Genomic DNA, 15327 nt, shown 5'->3' on the forward strand with positions numbered 1-15327 from the left:
CACCGGAGTTATGGTCGGGGCATGGAATTCCGACACCTGGGCCGTTCTGGCCTGATGGTCAGCGAGATCTCGTACGGCAACTGGATCACCCACGGTTCACAGGTCGAGGAGGACGCGGCGAACGCCTGCGTCCGGGCCGCCCTCGACGCGGGGATCACCACCTTCGACACCGCCGACGTGTACGCCGGCACCCGGGCCGAGGACGTGCTCGGCCGGGCGCTGCAGAACGAGCGTCGCGAGGGCCTGGAGATCTTCACCAAGGTCTACTGGCCGACCGGGCCGGGTCGCAACGACCGCGGCCTGTCCCGCAAGCACATCATGGAGTCGATCAACGGCTCCCTGCGGCGGCTGCGCACCGACTACGTGGACCTCTACCAGGCCCACCGGTACGACCACAGCACGCCGCTGGAGGAGACGATGGAGGCGTTCGCCGACGTCGTGCACTCCGGCAAGGCGCACTACATCGGCGTCTCCGAGTGGACCGCCGAGCAGCTGCGGGCCGCCCACCCGCTCGCCCGGGAGCTGCACGTCCCGCTGGTCTCCAACCAACCCCAGTACTCGATGCTGTGGCGGGTCATCGAGACCGAGGTCGTGCCGGCCAGCGAGGAGCTGGGCATCGGCCAGATCGTCTGGTCGCCGATGGCCCAGGGCGTGCTCTCCGGCAAGTACCTGCCGGGGCAGCCGCCGCCGGCCGGTTCCCGTGCCACCGACGAGAAGTCGGGCGCGAACTTCATCTCCCGGTTCATGAACGACGACGTCCTGACCCGGGTGCAGCAGCTCAAGCCGCTCGCCGAGCAGGCCGGGCTGAGCATGGCCCAGCTGGCCGTGGCGTGGGTCCTGCAGAACCCGAACGTCTCGTCGGCGATCATCGGCGCGTCCCGCCCCGAGCAGGTGCACGACAACGTGAAGGCGGCCGGGGTGAAGCTCGACGCCGAGCTGCTCAAGGCCATCGACGAGATCGTCGAGCCGGTCACCGAGCGGGACCCGGCGAAGACCGAGTCTCCCGCCGAGCGGCCCTGACGCGGGTCCGGTCCGGTCGGCGCACCCGCGCCGGCCGGACCGGACAACTCAGCTCGACTCAGCTCCGCCAGAACCGGATCAGGTCCAGGCCGGCGGCGTACAGCCACGACGGCAGGCCGAGCAGGTCACCCACGGCGAAGACCGCGTCGAAGAACCAGCCGCCGATTCGCGGGTTCCACAGCAGCGCGAAGAGCAGAAGAAAGCCGTACGGGGCGAACAGGTCGTACATCCTGCGCCACTGCGGATTGAGCCACGGCTGGATCATGTTGCCGCCGTCCAGGCCGGGCACCGGCAGCAGGTTGAGCACGCTCGCGGTGAGCTGGAGGAACGCCAGCAGCGCCACCCCGGCCCAGAACTCCACCGGGCCACCCGAGGACGTGCCGAGTCGCACCGCCAGCACGAGCAGCAACGTGAACAGCACGTTGGTCGCCGGGCCGGCGAGGCTGACCAGGGTGTGCCGCAGTCGCCCCCCGATGGCGTGCCGGTCCACCCACACCGCGCCGCCGGGCAGGCCGATGCCGCCGAGCAGCACCACCACCACCGGCAGCACGATCGACAGCAGGGGGTGGGTGTACTTGAACGGGTTGAGCGTCAGGTAACCGCGGTGGGCGATGTCCCGGTCGCCCGCGCGGTAGGCCACCACGGCGTGGGCGTACTCGTGCAGGCAGAGCGACACCAGCCAGCCGGACACCACGAACACGAACACGTCGAAGCGGACGCTGCCGTAGCCGTTCCAGGCCAGCACCCCGCTGACCGCGAAGAGCGCGACCAGGCCGAGGAAGACCGGGCTGGGCCGGAACGCCGCCTTGGGCACGCCGAGCACCAGCCCGTCGGCGCCCGGCCGGTCGTAGGCCATCACTCGGCCGTGGGCAGCAGGCTCATCCGGTACTCCACCCGGTCGTCCTCGACGAGCGCGACCGAGGTGACGCCGGACGCCGCGAGCTCACGCCAGGTCTGACCGATCCAGGATTCGGCGTCGGCCTGGCTGCCGAACGACTCCGCCGGGCCCTCCACCGTCTGACCGTCCGTGCCCTCGTACCGCCAGCTCCACGCCATGCCGCGTCTCCCCTCGCCGCTGAAGTCCCCGTGGGACGAACCCCCGCCAGCGTAGTCGGCCCGGCGCGCAACGGCCGCTCGCTCGCCCCCCGCGGCAACCCACGGGTTGATCAACCCCCGTCGGTGCGGGCCGGTACGGTGGCTCGGTGCTGACACGGGGAGTGCTGCTCGGCGACCGGTACCGGCTGGGCGAGCGGGTGGCGACGGGCGGGATGGGCGCGGTCTGGCGCGGCACCGACGTGCTGTTGGAGCGCGAGGTGGCGGTGAAGGTACTGCTGCCGTCGCTGGTCGCCGATCCGGAGTTCACCGCCCGCTTCCGCGCCGAGGCGCGGATGCTCGCGGCGTTGCGGCACCCCGGCGTGGTCGCGGTGCACGACGTCGGGCAGGCCGCGCTCGCCGACGGCAGCCGGGTCGACTACCTGGTGATGGAGTACGTCGAGGGCGAGCCGTTGTCGGCCCGGGTACGCACGGCGGGTCGACTGGACGCGGCCACCACCATGTCGGTGCTGGCGCAGGCCGCCGACGCCCTGCACACCGCCCACCTCGCCGGCATCGTGCACCGGGACGTGAAGCCCGGCAACCTGCTGGTCAAGGCGGACGGTCGGGTGGTGCTCGTCGACTTCGGCATCGCCCGGTCCCGCAGCATGGCCGGGCTGACCGCCGCGAACATGGTGCTCGGCACCGCCGCGTACATGTCTCCCGAGCAGGCCACCGGCCAGCCGGTCGTCACCGCCACGGACCTCTACGCCCTCGGGGCGGTGGCGTACTTCTGCCTGGCCGGGCAGCCACCGTTCGACGGCGACAACCCGCTCGCGGTGGCGTTGCGGCACGCCCAGGACGAGCCGGCCCCGCTGCCGCCGGACACGCCGCCCGCGGTGGCGGCGGTGGTCGCGCGGGCGATGGCCAAGCGGCCCGCGGACCGGTACGCCAGCGCCGCTGAGCTGGCCGCTGCCGCCGCTGATGCCCGCGACGCGACCCTGGCCAGCATCCCGCCCTCCGCCCGCCCTCCGTGGGCGGTGGCCGCACCCGCCCCGCCCGTGGTGGGCGCCACCACCCCACCGGCCCTCGCGCCGCCGGCCGCGCCCGTTTCGAGTGCCACGCCGCCCGTGCCGACCCCCGCGCCGACGCCGCCGCCGGTCCCGACCACGGACCCGGCCCTGCCACCGGCCTTCCGGGCCGGGATGGTCCAGATCCGGCCAACCGAGACCGGGCCGACCCGCGAGGATCCGTTGCCGACGTCGTCAAGCCGGCGACGCGGGCCGCTGCTGGTCGGGGTGGGCGCGATCATTCTGATCGCGCTCGTCGGCGGTGCCGTGGCGGCGCTGCGGCCGGACGCCGGGCCGGGCAGGACGACCGGTCCGGCGGCGCTGACGGGTGAGTCGACGTCGGGCACCGGCGTCGCGCTGCCGACCGCGGACACCACCACCCCGGGACCCCGGGCCAGTGGCACGCCGAGCGCCGACCGGACCGCGACCGCCACACCGACCGGCGGCGACCGATCGGGTACGCCCGCCAGCGGCAGCCCGGTCACCCGCAGCGCGGCGCCGGGGACCACGCCGACCGGGGCGGCCAGCGGCAGACCGACGTCCAGTGGCAGCCCGGCGGACCGGCCCAACCCGTACACGGCGGCGCAGGCGTGCGGCAGCGGCTATCAGGTGATCGACTCGGCGACGCTGACCGACGGTGGCGGCCGTCGTCAGGGTCGCGTCTACCTGCTTTACCACTCGGGCAACGGCAACAACTGCGTGGTCACCCTCAAGGACACCGCGGTCGGGGCCAGGACGGCGGCGTCGGCGTATCTGGAGGTGCAGGGACGGGCCCGCAGCACCGACAGCGGCTCGTTCGACTACTACGCGGGCCCGGTGCGGGCCTCCGCCGCTGGCGCGTGCGTGAAGTGGGGCGGCGCCACCGGCGGGGTCAGCTACGGCAGCGGGTTCGAACACTGCGGCTGACCACCCACGACGCTGCGCCACGCTCCTCGCCCCCGGACACCGGGGCGGGCTAGATCTTGGACACTTTCCGTTCCGAGCTGACGGAAACTGTCCAAGATTGCCGGCGCTCGGGGCGGGTCGCTGCGGACGGCGCAGGAGGGAAGCGGACGCTTGCCTGCAATGGACGCGGAACGGACTTCCGATCGTCGGCAGGGCTGGGGCGACGTGCCCAGACCCGGGGCATGAGAACTAAGGTACGGACATGTCCGTTGACGGGTGGAACACGGTCCTGGTGCTCGGCGGTATCCGGTCCGGCAAGTCCGAGTTCGCCGAGTCCCTGGTCGCCGACGCGCCGGTGGTTCGCTACATCGCCACCGCGCCGGAGGGCGACCCGGAGGACACCGAGTGGGCGACCCGGCTGGCGACGCACCGCGCCCGCCGACCGGGCAGCTGGACCACCGAGGAGACCGCCGGAGAGCCGCGTCGGCTGGCGGACGTGCTCGAATCCGCCGAGCCCAACGAGACGCTTCTCGTGGACGACCTGGGCGGCTGGGTGACCGTGCTGCTCGACCCGGAGTACCAGCCCGCCGACGACGTGGCGACGATCGCCGAGCTGGCCGAGGCGATCCGCACCTGCGCGGCGCGGGTGGTGCTGGTGAGCCCCGAGGTGGGGCTGTCGCTGGTGCCGACCACCCCGCTGGGCCGGGCGTTCACCGACGCGCTCGGCGCGGCCAACCGCGCGGTCGCCGATGCCTGCGACGCAGTGGTGCTGGTGGTCGCGGGCCAACCGGCCTGGCTGAAGCCGGCACCCACCACCGCCGCCGCCGCTGCCGCCACCGCGACCGTGAGCGCGTCGGCGAGCCCCGTGCCGCCGGCCGCGAGCCAGACCGGCACGAGCCAGACCGGCGCATTCCAGGCCGGCACGAGCCTGCTCGACGCCGAGCCCACCCCCGAGGTCCAGCTGCCCGACGTGCTGACCCACACCCCGCCGGTCGCCCCGAACCAGGAGCCCGGCAACCCCTGGGCCGCGCCGACCATGGCGCTGCCGATGGTGGCCACCGGGCTGGTCATCCAGCCGGGCATGGAGCTGCCGATGCCCGACGACTACGCCGGTCCGCAGGCGGTGGACCGGCTGGCCACGTTGGACGTACCCGGTGCCGGGCTGGGCGTGCTGGACCGGGTGGTCGGCTTCGCCGCCGCCACCCAGGGCACGTCGACGCCGGCCGCCTGGGGTTCGGTGCGGGTGCTGCTGCTCAACGGCGACCACGCCGGTGGCGCGTCGGCCGGCACCGTCGCGGGCGAGTCGGCGCGTCGGGCCGCACAGGCCCGCGCCGGGCGGGGCGCGCTGGCCCGGCTGGCCGCCGAGAGCGGCGCGAGCCTGCAGGTGGTGGACACCCCCGCCTCCGCGCCGATGGAGACCCAGCCGGCGCTCACCGGCGAGCAGGTCGAGTCGGCGCTGCGCTACGGCTGGCGGCTGGCCGAGCAGGCCGCCGACGCGGGCGTACAACTGCTGGTCCTGGGGGCGTGCGGCGCCGGCACCGAGGCGGCCGCGGCGGCGGTGCTGGCGGCCACGGCCGGCGCGGAACCACCGGCGGTGCTGGGCCGGGTGATCACCGATTCCGGTGAGATCGACGACGCGGCCTGGATGGTCCGCTGCGCGGCGGTGCGCGACGCGCTGCACCGCACCCGCCGCTCGCCACGCGGCGCGAAGGACGTGCTGTCCGAGCTGGGCGGCGGCGATGTGGCGGTGGCCACCGGCGTGCTGCTGGGCGCCACCGCCCGCCGGGTGCCGGTGCTGCTGGACGGGCCGGTCGGGCTGGCCGCCGGGATGGTCAGCCGTGACCTGGCCGGGCAGGCGCGGCACTGGTGCCTGCTGGCCGACCACGGCCAGCACCCCGCGGTGCGGCTGGCCGCCGACGTGCTCGGCCTCACGCCCCTGCTCGACCTGCGGCTGGACCTCGGCGAGGGCGCCAACGCCCTGGTCGCGCTGCCGCTGCTGCGCTCGGTGCTGGCACTGGCCGCCGCGCTGCCGGTGCACCCGTCGCTGGCGAGCGACGCCGACGCGGACCGGGCCGACGAGCCGCAGGCCGACCCGGAGCCCGACGACGCCGAGCCCGACGACGCCGAGCCGGCGTACACCGGGCCCGACTACACCGACCCGGAGTTCGCCGAGCCGGAGCCGGCCGGGCCGGGGCCCACCCGCACGGGGGCGGACGAGCAGCCGGCGTCGGGCTGGCGTGCCGGCTGAGTCGCGGCTCGTCGCGGGAGCCCGGCTGGCGGTCACCACCTTCAGCACGTTGCCGGTACGCGCCGGCCGGATCGACCGCCCGGTGGCGGGCACCGCGATGGCGCTCGCCCCGGCCGTCGGCGCGCTGCTCGGCGTGCTGCTGGGCGGCGTCCTGCTGCTGACCGGCCTGCTCGCTCCCCCGCTGGTGGCCGCCGGCGTGACGGTGGGCGCCGCCGCCCTGCTCACCCGAGGGCTGCACCTGGACGGGCTGGCCGACACCGTGGACGCGCTCGGGTCGTACCGGCGGGGGGCTGCCGCCCTGGAGATCATGAAGAAGCCGGACGTCGGACCGTTCGGCGTGGTCGCGCTGGTGGTCGTACTCCTGGTGCAGGCCGCGGCGCTCGCCGACCTGGCCGGCCGGTCCTGGCCGGCGTGTCTCGCGGCGGTGGTGGCGGCCACCGCGGCCGGGCGGCTGGGTGTGACGGTGGCGTGCCGACGGGGCGTGCCCGCGGCCCGGTCGGACGGGCTGGGGGCCCTGGTGGCGGGAACCGTCGGCCCGGTGGCGCTGGCCGTCGGCGCGGTCGCCGTCGTGCTGCTGGCGGTGCCCGCGGTGCCGGGCCACCCGTGGCAGGGGCCGCTCGCCGTCGTCGCCGCGCTCGCCGTCGCGGTCGCGCTGCTGGCCCACGTGGTACGCCGGCTCGGCGGGATCACCGGCGACGTGCTCGGCGCGACCGTCGAGGTGGTCACCACGCTGGTCTACCTCGGTGTGGTGCTGTCCGCCTGAAGCCGGCGCGGCCGGCCGGGTAGCGTTCGGCTCGACAGCACCGGCACGGCCACCGGGGGAACCCACATGCTCATCACGGACGACTTCCTGCCCGTACCGGTGCCGGAGTCGCTCAGCGCGACCTACCTGGTGCCGATGGCGGGGCTGCCGAAGGTCAGCGCGAAGACGGCGGTGGCGGCGTTGACCGGCCGACTGGCCGAGCCGGTGCACGGGCTCGCCCGCCAGATGCTGGACAGCCCGCTGATGAGCGTGGACACCCGGCCGATCGCCGAGTTCCCCGCGCTCCCGCCGGATCTGCTCACCGCGTTCGGCGCCACCGAGGCGCAGTTGGCCCGGCTGGCCGCGGCGACACACCTGGTCGTGGTCCAGGCGGAGTACCGGCCGGGCTGGCCGCCCGCGCACGAGTGGGCGGCCCGGGCGGTGGCGGCGGCGGTGGCGGAGTCCGTCGACGGCGACGTGGTGGACGTCTTCGGCCTCCAGTTCCTCGACCCGGCGACCGCGCTGCGCTCACTCCCCGACGAGCAGGGCCGGATCCGGCTGGTCGACTGGGTGCTGGTGCCGTACTCCTCGGACACCGAGGGGCTGTGGTTCACCACGAAGGGGCTGCGGCGCTTCGGTCTGCTGGAGTTGCAGACCCAGGGGGTGCCCGACCATCTGACCCGCGCCTGGGGTGCGGTGATGACCGGGGCGGCCCGGCGGCTGCTGCGGGACTGGACCGACGGGCTCACCGGCGAGGAGGTGCCCGCGTTCGTGCAGCTGCCGGTGCTGGCCACGGTGACCGGGCACGACATCGCGGTGGCGTACGGCAACCCGGAGCAGCATGGCGCGACGGCCCCGGTGCTGCTGCGCCTGGAGCTGGACCCGGCGACCGACCCGGAGGCCGACTCGTTCCTGAGCCTGCGTCCGCCGGCCGGGCATCCCGGCCCGGACGGGCGCTACTACGCAGCCGCCTGCGCGACGTTGTTCTCCGGCATCCAGCCGGACGTACGCTACGCGCGTTCCGGTGACGCGATGAGCCGCGCGGTCGCCACCGCCCGGGCCGCCCTGGGCGACGCGCGGGCCCGCTTCGTCGCCGGCCAGCTACCGGCGGAGTCGCAGCTGGTCGTCAAGTACGGCCTGCCGGGCGACGACGGCCCGGAGTACGTCTGGGCGGGCGTCACCTCGTGGGAGACCCCGGAGCGGATCGTCGGCGTCAGCGCCAGCGACGCCAACACCGACGAGAGCGTGCGCATCGGCACCCCCGTGGTGGTGGAGGCGACCGACGTCGTCGACTGGGCCGTCCTGAACGCGACCGGAGTCATCGAAGGCGGCTGGACCCAGGCAGTCCTGGACTCCGGCGAACCCCCCACCACCCCAACCCCCTAACCCCACCCCCTCCGGCTCCCCCACCCCCTCCGGCTCCCGCCCCATCCGCGTTGATCATGAAGTTATTGCCACCGGCATCGGCGTGTCGTGGCAATAACTTCATGATCAACCAGGTCGGGGCCCGGGGGCGGCGGGGTGGGGAGGGGTGGGGTGGGGTTAGTGGGTTGAGGGGGTTACGAAGGGGGGTTTTTGGAGGCGCAGGGGGGCTTGGCGGCCTCGGATGTCGACCTGCACCTCGTCGCCGTCGGCCAGGTTGGCGTCCGTGTCCAGCAGGGCCAGGGCGATGCCCTGCTTGCGGGTCGGGCTGAAGGTGCCGCTGGTCACCGTGCCGACCTGCTTGTCGCCCACGTGCAGGGTCATGCCGGGGCGCGGGATGGCGCGGTCGACGGCCACCAGGCCGCGGAGCGTACGTCGGGGGCCGGCGGCCTTCTCGGCGAGCAGCGCGTCGCGACCCCAGAAGGCCGGCTTGTCCCACCCGACCGCCCAGCCCGAGCGGGCCTGCACCGGGGTGATGTCCAGCGAGAGGTCCTGACCGTGCAGCGGGTAGCCCATCTCGGTGCGCAGCGTGTCCCGGGCGGCCAGCCCGCAGGCGCGCAGCTCGAACGCCTTGCCGGCGGCGAACAGCGCGTCCCACACGGTCACCGCGTGCTCCGCCGGCACGACCAGCTCGTAGCCCAGCTCGCCGGTGTAGCCGGTACGGCAGACGGTCAGTTCCACCTCGGCGAGGCTGTCGGTGAAGCTGGCGGCGTCGAAGCTCATGTAGCCGTGCTCGGTGGGCAGGTCGAGAGCGGCGAGCAGTTCGCCCGAGCGGGGGCCCTGCACGGCCAGCACCGCGTACGCCTCGTGCTCGTCGGTGATGGTGATCCGCTCCGGGGCGGCGGCGCGCAGCCGGCGCACCACCTCGGCGGTGTTCGCGGCGTTCGGGATGAGGAAGACGTGGTCCTCGGCGTACAGGTAGGCGATGATGTCGTCCACCACGCCGCCGGTGGCGTCGTCGCAGCACAGCGTGTACTGCGCTCGGCCGGGCCCGATGCGGCGCAGGTCGTTGCTGAGGCAGGAGTTGACGAAGTCGGCCGCGCCGGGGCCGGCCACCCGAACCTTGCCCAGGTGCGACACGTCGAAGACCCCCACCGCCGTACGCACCGCGGCGTGCTCCTTGAGCACCCCGCCGCCGGCGTACTCCAGCGGCATCTCCCAGCCCCCGAAGGGGGCGAACTTGGCGCCGGCGGCGGTGTGCCGCTCGTGCAGCGGGGAACGACGCAGCCGGGTCGCGGCGGCGTCGGAGGTCACGTCGGTCATGGGTGGCAACTTACCGGGGGTAACGCCGCTGGTTAGCATCGGCGGGACCCCGTTGGTGTGATCGACGGGACAGCCCTGACGTCCGGCGGGTAGGTTCCGCCGGAGACCTTCACCGCTGGTACGCGACGCCGCGACCGGCCCGGCCCGCCCGGAGTAGCTTCAGTGACATCACCCCGCACCACCAACCTGAGCCTGGTCGACACCGACCCGGCCGAGCTCGCCGTCGACGCGATCGTGATCGGCGTGCACAGCCAGACCGGAGAGCAGGGCGCCACCAGCGGCCTCGCCGGCAACCTGCTGCTCGCCAGCGGCGCGGAGAGCATCGCCGTCGCCTTCGACGGCAAGCTGACCGAGACCCTCGCGCTGCTCGGCGCGACCGGTGGGGCGGGTGAGGTCATCAAGCTGGCCACGCTGGGCACCGTCACCGCCCCGCTGGTCGTCGCGGTCGGGCTCGGCCCGGAGCCGACGGGCGCCGCCCCGGCACCGGAGACGCTGCGCCGCGCCGCCGGCGCGGCGGTCCGGGCCCTGGCGGGTGCGCCGAAGGTGGCGCTGAGCATGCCGCTGCCCGACGACGCGGACGCGCCGGCCGCGCTGCGCGCGGTCGCCGAGGGCGCGCTGCTCGGCGGGTACCGGTTCGCCGGCTACAAGACCCGTCCGCAGCCGACCCGGCGGGAGCCGGTGGCCGACGTGCTGATCGCCGTTCCGGACGCCGCTGAGCCGGCCGCCCAGGCGGAGATCACCCGGGCGCAGGCAGTCGCCGGCGCGGTCCGGCTCAGCCGGGACTGGGTGAACACCGCCCCGAACGAGCTGCGGCCCCCGTCGTTCGCCGACGCCGTGGCCACCGCTGCCCGCGACGCGGGCCTCGGCGTCGAGGTGCTGGACGAGGCGGCGCTGGCCGCGGGCGGGTACGGCGGCATCATCGCGGTCGGGCAGGGCTCGGAGGCCCCGCCGCGACTGGTGAAGCTCACCTACACCCCGCAGGACGGCGGCAACGGCAAGCGGGTCGCGCTGGTCGGCAAGGGGATCACCTTCGACACCGGTGGCATCTCGATCAAGCCGGCGCAGGGCATGTGGGAGATGAAGTCCGACATGGCGGGCGCCGCCGCGGTGGGCGCGGCCATGCTGGCGATCGCGGCGCTGAAGCCGGCGGTGGCGGTCAGCGCGTACCTGCCGATGGCCGAGAACATGCCGTCGGGCACCAGCTACCGGCCGGGCGACGTGATCAGCATGTTCAGCGGCAAGAAGGTGGAGGTGCTCAACACCGACGCCGAGGGCCGCATGGTCCTGGCCGACGCCATCGCCCGCGCGTGCGCCGACGGCACCGACTACCTGTTCGAGACCTCCACCCTGACCGGCGGTCAGGTGATCGCGCTGGGCAAGCGGGTGGCCGGCGTGATGGGCACCCCCGAGCTGTGCGAGCGGGTCCGGACGGTCGGCGACGCGGTCGGCGAGCCGGCCTGGCCGATGCCGCTGCCGGACGACGTGCGCAAGGGCATGGACTCCGACGTGGCGGACATCTCGCAGGTCAACGCCGGGATGGACCGGGCCGGGCACATGCTGCAGGGCGGCGTGTTCCTGCGCGAGTTCGTGGCCGACGACGTGGCGTGGGCGCACATCGACATCGCCGGGCCGGGCTACCACTCGGGCGAGCCGACCGGCTACTGGACCAAGGGCGGCACCGGCGTGCCGGTCCGCACGCTCGTCCAGCTGGTCGAGGACGTCGCCGCCAACGGCTGACGGACGTAATGCCGAGGGGCCCCTTGCGGGGCCCCTCGGCATTTCAGTACTGGTCGGGTCGGCGCTTGCGGCGCTCGTTGAAGTCGCGCATCCGCTGCGGGTAGCCCATCAGCCGGACGTCGTACACCGGGATGCCCATCCGGTACGCAAAGCGCCGCGCGCCGTCCGGGCCGTCGATGCGGCGGCGCGTCCACTCCCCGTCGTCGGCGATCAGGATGACTGTGGTCTGGGTGACAGTCGTCCGGGGCTCGATGAACGCCTCGACGCCGCGCCGGCTGCGGATGAAGTTCGCGAGATGGTCCAGATCGCCGGGATCGGCCGCGCGGTCGTGGCTCAGCACACGCGCCTGCTTCCGGCGCCGGAACAACCCCACCGAACCGCTCCCCCACGTCACGTCATCGACAACGGTGCCAAGGGTACGTGTCGATGACGTGTCGTTGGGCACCTCACTACGCACCCTGTGCCCGGTGGTGACAAGATGACCGAGGTGGGGTGTGTCCGTGTTACCCCTCCGTGACCCCCGATGCAGTGACGCGACCTGGGAGTTGGACGTGAGCGAGCCGAACGAAGCGACCTTCGACATCGTCATCCTCGGAGGTGGCAGCGGCGGCTACGCGGCGGCGCTGCGCGCCGCCCAGCTGGACCTGTCCGTCGCGCTGATCGAGAAGGGCAAGCTCGGCGGGACCTGCCTGCACAACGGCTGCATCCCGACCAAGGCGCTGCTGCACGCGGCGGAGATCGCCGACCAGACCCGCGAGTCGGAGCAGTTCGGTGTGAAGGCCGAGCTGGTCGGCGTCGACATGGCCGGCGTCAACTCGTACAAGGACGGCGTGATCTCCCGGCTGTACAAGGGTCTGCAGGGCCTGGTGGGCGGCTCGAAGAACATCACCTTCGTGGCCGGCGCCGGCAAGCTGGTCGGCAAGAACGTGGTCGAGGTGGACGGCAAGCGCTACACCGGCCGCAACATCGTCCTGGCCTCCGGCTCGTACGCCAAGAGCCTGCCCGGCCTGGAGGTCGACGGCGAGCGGATCATCACGAGCGACCACGCGCTGACCCTCGACCGGGTCCCCTCGTCGGTGATCGTCCTCGGCGGCGGTGTGATCGGCGTCGAGTTCGCCAGTGTGTGGAAGTCCTTCGGTGCGGACGTGACGATCGTCGAGGCGCTGCCTCGGCTGGTGGCCGCCGAGGACGAGGAGTCGTCCAAGGCTTTGGAGCGGGCGTTTCGCAAGCGGAAGATCAACTTCAAGGTCGGCAAGCCGTTCGAGAAGGTCGAGAAGACCGAGAACGGCGTCAAGCTGACCATCTCCGGCGGCGAGACCGTCGAGGCGGAGCTGCTGCTGGTCGCCGTCGGTCGCGGCCCGAACACCGCCAACCTCGGGTACGAGGAGCAGGGCGTCACGATGGACCGCGGCTACGTGCTGACCGACGAGCGGCTGCGCACCAGCGTCCCGAACGTCTACGCCGTCGGCGACATCGTGCCGGGCCTCCAGCTCGCGCACCGGGGCTTCCAGCAGGGCATCTTCGTCGCCGAGGAGATCGCCGGGCAGACCCCGGCCGTCATCGACGAGGTCGGCATCCCGCGGGTCACCTACTGCGACCCGGAGCTGGCGTCGGTGGGCCTGACCGAGGCGAAGGCCAAGGAGCAGTACGGGGCCGACAAGGTCCAGGCGTACAACTACTCGCTCGGCGGCAACGGCAAGAGCCAGATCCTCAAGACCACCGGCTTCGTGAAGCTGGTCCGGGTCGAGGACGGCCCGGTCGTCGGCGTCCACATGGTCGGCGCGCGGGTGGGTGAGCTGATCGGTGAGGCGCAGCTCATCTACAACTGGGAGGCCTACCCGGCCGAGGTCGCCCAGCTCGTGCACGCCCACCCGACCCAGAACGAGGCCCTGGGCGAGGCGCACCTGGCTCTCGCCGGCAAGCCGCTGCACGCGCACGCCTGATCACCCAAACCGCGGCGTCCGGCGACGGGCGAAGATCCCCCAAGGGGAATGAAGGAGTCTGGAGAACATGCCGGTATCGGTCACCATGCCCCGGCTCGGCGAGAGCGTCACCGAGGGCACCGTCACGCGCTGGCTCAAGCAGGAGGGCGACACGGTCGAGGTCGACGAGCCCCTGCTCGAGGTCTCGACCGACAAGGTCGACACCGAGATCCCGTCGCCCGCGGCGGGCGTGCTGAGCCGGATCGTGGTCGGCGAGGACGAGACCGCCGAGGTCGGTAGCGAGCTGGCCGTCATCGCCGGTGAGGGCGAGTCGACCGGTGGCGGCGAGGCCGCCGGTCAGGAGCAGGCCCCGGCCGAGTCGGCGGAGCCGGCCGCCGAGCCGACGGCCGCCGCCGAGGGCACCGCCGACGAGGTGACGCAGGACCAGACCCCGGCCGAGACGCCGGCTCCGGCCGCCGCGCCGTCGGGCGAGGGCACCGCGGTGAAGATGCCGGCCCTGGGTGAGAGCGTCACCGAGGGTACGGTCACCCGCTGGCTCAAGCAGGTCGGCGACACCATCGAGGTGGACGAGCCGCTGCTGGAGGTCTCCACCGACAAGGTGGACACGGAGATCCCGTCGCCGGTCGCCGGCACGGTGCTGGAGATCAAGGTCGCCGAGGACGAGACCGCCGACGTCGGCGCCGACCTGGCGATCATCGGCGTCGCCGGTGGGGCCCCCGCTCAGGCCAAGCCCGAGCCGAAGCCCGAGCCGAAGGCGGAGGCCGCGCCGGCGCCGAAGGCCGAGCCGAAGCCGGAGCCGAAGGTCGAGGAGCCCACCCCGGGCATGTCGTACAACGAGCCGGCCGCCGAGGCGGAGACCTCGGCGCAGCCGGCGCAGGCCGAGCAGGCGGCTCAGCCGTCCGGGCCGACCGCCGCGCCGCAGCGCCCGTCCGCCCCGGCGCCGGGTGGCGGCGAGGAGACCGCCGGGTACGTCACCCCGCTGGTCCGCAAGCTGGCCAGCGAGCACGGCGTCGACCTGGGCTCGCTCAACGGCACCGGCGTGGGTGGCCGGATCCGCAAGCAGGACGTCCTCGACGCGGCCGAGAAGGCGAAGGCCGCCAAGGCCGCGCCGGCTCCGGCGGCACAGCCGGCCGCCACCGCGCCGGCCGCGACCAAGCCGGCCGCGAAGCCGCAGCCGAGCGGCAAGCGGGGCACCACGGAGAAGCTCCCCCGGATCCGCAAGGCCATCGCCAAGCGGCTGCACGAGTCGCTGCACGAGATGGCGCAGCTCACCACGGTGGTCGAGGTGGACGTCACCCGGGTCGCCAAGCTGCGGGCACAGGCGAAGGACTCCTTCGTGCAGCGGCACGGCGTGAAGCTGTCCTTCCTGCCGTTCTTCGCCCTCGCCGCCGTCGAGGCGCTCCAGACGTACCCGATCGTCAACGCTCGGATGGACCTTGAGGCTGGCACGATCACCTACCCGGAGGCGGAGCACCTCGGCATCGCGGTGGACACCGAGCGGGGCCTGCTGACGCCGGTCATCCACAACGCCGGCGACCTCAACCTGGGCGGCATCGCCAAGCGGGTCGCGGACCTGGCCGAGCGGACCCGGACCAACAAGGTCAGCCCGGACGAGCTGGCCGGGGCGACCTTCACGCTGACCAACACGGGCAGCCGGGGCGCGCTCTTCGACACCCCGATCGTGCCGTCGCCGCAGTCGGCGATGCTCGGCACGGGTGCCGTGGTCAAGCGGCCGGTCGTGGTCAACGACCCGGAGCTGGGCGAGGTCGTCGCGGTCCGGTCGATGGTCTACCTGGCCATGTCCTACGACCACCGGCTGATCGACGGCGCCGACGCGGCGCGCTTCCTGACCGCGGTCAAGGAGCGGCTGGAGGCCGGCAACTTCGAGTCGGAGCTGGGCCTGGCCTGATCCCACGCCAACGCCGAAAGGGCGCCCCGGTCGTCGACCGGGGCGCCCTTTCGTTC

General features: G+C 73.7%; 12 protein-coding genes. 8 read left to right on the top strand and 4 right to left on the bottom strand.

Translation table 11 applies throughout. From position 1 onward, the window contains the following. Positions 1–21 precede the first annotated feature (21 nt). Entirely contained in the window at positions 22–1020 is a 999-nt protein-coding gene (locus tag ABZT87_RS10560) for an aldo/keto reductase family protein (RefSeq protein WP_354859759.1), read from the top strand. Positions 1021–1078: 58 nt separating this feature from the next. Here the strand turns inward: ABZT87_RS10560 and ABZT87_RS10565 are convergent, their stop codons facing one another. Next, on the bottom strand, positions 1079–1876 hold the full coding sequence (locus ABZT87_RS10565) for a site-2 protease family protein (protein WP_354859758.1): 798 nt from the start codon (positions 1874–1876) through the stop codon (positions 1079–1081). Then, positions 1876–2076: a hypothetical protein gene (locus ABZT87_RS10570; RefSeq protein ID WP_030337978.1), complete on the bottom strand. Its 201-nt coding sequence runs from the start codon at positions 2074–2076 to the stop codon at positions 1876–1878. Before ABZT87_RS10570 ends, ABZT87_RS10565 begins: the two co-directional genes overlap by 1 nt. Before the next feature lie 146 nt (positions 2077–2222). Here ABZT87_RS10570 and ABZT87_RS10575 point away from each other — a divergent pair, with 146 nt between their 5' ends. From ABZT87_RS10575 to ABZT87_RS10590, 4 genes are all read left to right on the top strand, one after another. Beyond that, positions 2223–4028 carry a protein kinase gene (locus tag ABZT87_RS10575; RefSeq protein WP_355134967.1) on the top strand — a complete coding sequence of 602 codons (1806 nt, stop codon included), beginning with the start codon at positions 2223–2225 and terminating at the stop codon, positions 4026–4028. Positions 4029–4269: 241 nt separating this feature from the next. Continuing rightward, on the top strand, positions 4270–6255 hold the full coding sequence (locus tag ABZT87_RS10580; protein ID WP_355134969.1) for a bifunctional adenosylcobinamide kinase/adenosylcobinamide-phosphate guanylyltransferase: 1986 nt from the start codon (positions 4270–4272) through the stop codon (positions 6253–6255). Next, complete coding sequence (locus tag ABZT87_RS10585; protein WP_355134971.1) at positions 6245–7018, top strand: adenosylcobinamide-GDP ribazoletransferase; 774 nt, start codon at positions 6245–6247, stop codon at positions 7016–7018. The genes ABZT87_RS10580 and ABZT87_RS10585 overlap by 11 nt, the downstream gene beginning before the upstream one ends. Positions 7019–7084: 66 nt before the next feature. After that, complete coding sequence (locus tag ABZT87_RS10590; protein ID WP_355134973.1) at positions 7085–8383, top strand: DUF2314 domain-containing protein; 1299 nt, start codon at positions 7085–7087, stop codon at positions 8381–8383. Positions 8384–8539: 156 nt separating this feature from the next. Here the strand turns inward: ABZT87_RS10590 and gcvT are convergent, their stop codons facing one another. After that, positions 8540–9682, bottom strand: a complete 1143-nt coding sequence (gcvT, locus tag ABZT87_RS10595) for a glycine cleavage system aminomethyltransferase GcvT (RefSeq protein WP_354859746.1) — start codon at positions 9680–9682, stop codon at positions 8540–8542. Between the two features lie 162 nt (positions 9683–9844). On the opposite strand from gcvT, the gene ABZT87_RS10600 reads away from it, so the two are divergent. Further along, positions 9845–11419 (top strand): leucyl aminopeptidase, encoded by a 1575-nt coding sequence (locus tag ABZT87_RS10600; RefSeq protein WP_355134975.1) that lies wholly within the window; start codon positions 9845–9847, stop codon positions 11417–11419. 43 nt (positions 11420–11462) lie between these two features. Here the strand turns inward: ABZT87_RS10600 and ABZT87_RS10605 are convergent, their stop codons facing one another. Beyond that, complete coding sequence (locus tag ABZT87_RS10605; protein ID WP_354859740.1) at positions 11463–11792, bottom strand: hypothetical protein; 330 nt, start codon at positions 11790–11792, stop codon at positions 11463–11465. 178 nt (positions 11793–11970) lie between these two features. Between ABZT87_RS10605 and lpdA the strand changes: the two genes are divergently transcribed. Continuing rightward, entirely contained in the window at positions 11971–13362 is a 1392-nt protein-coding gene (gene lpdA, locus ABZT87_RS10610; RefSeq protein ID WP_355134977.1) for a dihydrolipoyl dehydrogenase, read from the top strand. A 67-nt stretch (positions 13363–13429) separates the two neighbouring features. Beyond that, on the top strand, positions 13430–15271 hold the full coding sequence (gene sucB / locus ABZT87_RS10615) for a 2-oxoglutarate dehydrogenase, E2 component, dihydrolipoamide succinyltransferase (RefSeq protein WP_355134979.1): 1842 nt from the start codon (positions 13430–13432) through the stop codon (positions 15269–15271). The last annotated feature ends 56 nt before the right edge of the window (positions 15272–15327 follow it).

It is taken from the genome of Micromonospora sp. NPDC005237 (genome assembly GCF_040607775.1).
Lineage (GTDB): Bacteria > Actinomycetota > Actinomycetes > Mycobacteriales > Micromonosporaceae > Micromonospora.

Coding starts and splice junctions, on each gene's coding strand:
- ABZT87_RS10560 (WP_354859759.1), top strand. CDS start 22: ATGGAATTCCGACACCTGGGCCGTTCTGGCCTGATGGTCAGCGAGATC.
- ABZT87_RS10565 (WP_354859758.1), bottom strand. CDS start 1,876: ATGGCCTACGACCGGCCGGGCGCCGACGGGCTGGTGCTCGGCGTGCCC.
- ABZT87_RS10570 (WP_030337978.1), bottom strand. CDS start 2,076: ATGGCGTGGAGCTGGCGGTACGAGGGCACGGACGGTCAGACGGTGGAG.
- ABZT87_RS10580 (WP_355134969.1), top strand. CDS start 4,270: ATGTCCGTTGACGGGTGGAACACGGTCCTGGTGCTCGGCGGTATCCGG.
- ABZT87_RS10590 (WP_355134973.1), top strand. CDS start 7,085: ATGCTCATCACGGACGACTTCCTGCCCGTACCGGTGCCGGAGTCGCTC.
- gcvT (WP_354859746.1), bottom strand. CDS start 9,682: ATGACCGACGTGACCTCCGACGCCGCCGCGACCCGGCTGCGTCGTTCC.
- sucB (WP_355134979.1), top strand. CDS start 13,430: ATGCCGGTATCGGTCACCATGCCCCGGCTCGGCGAGAGCGTCACCGAG.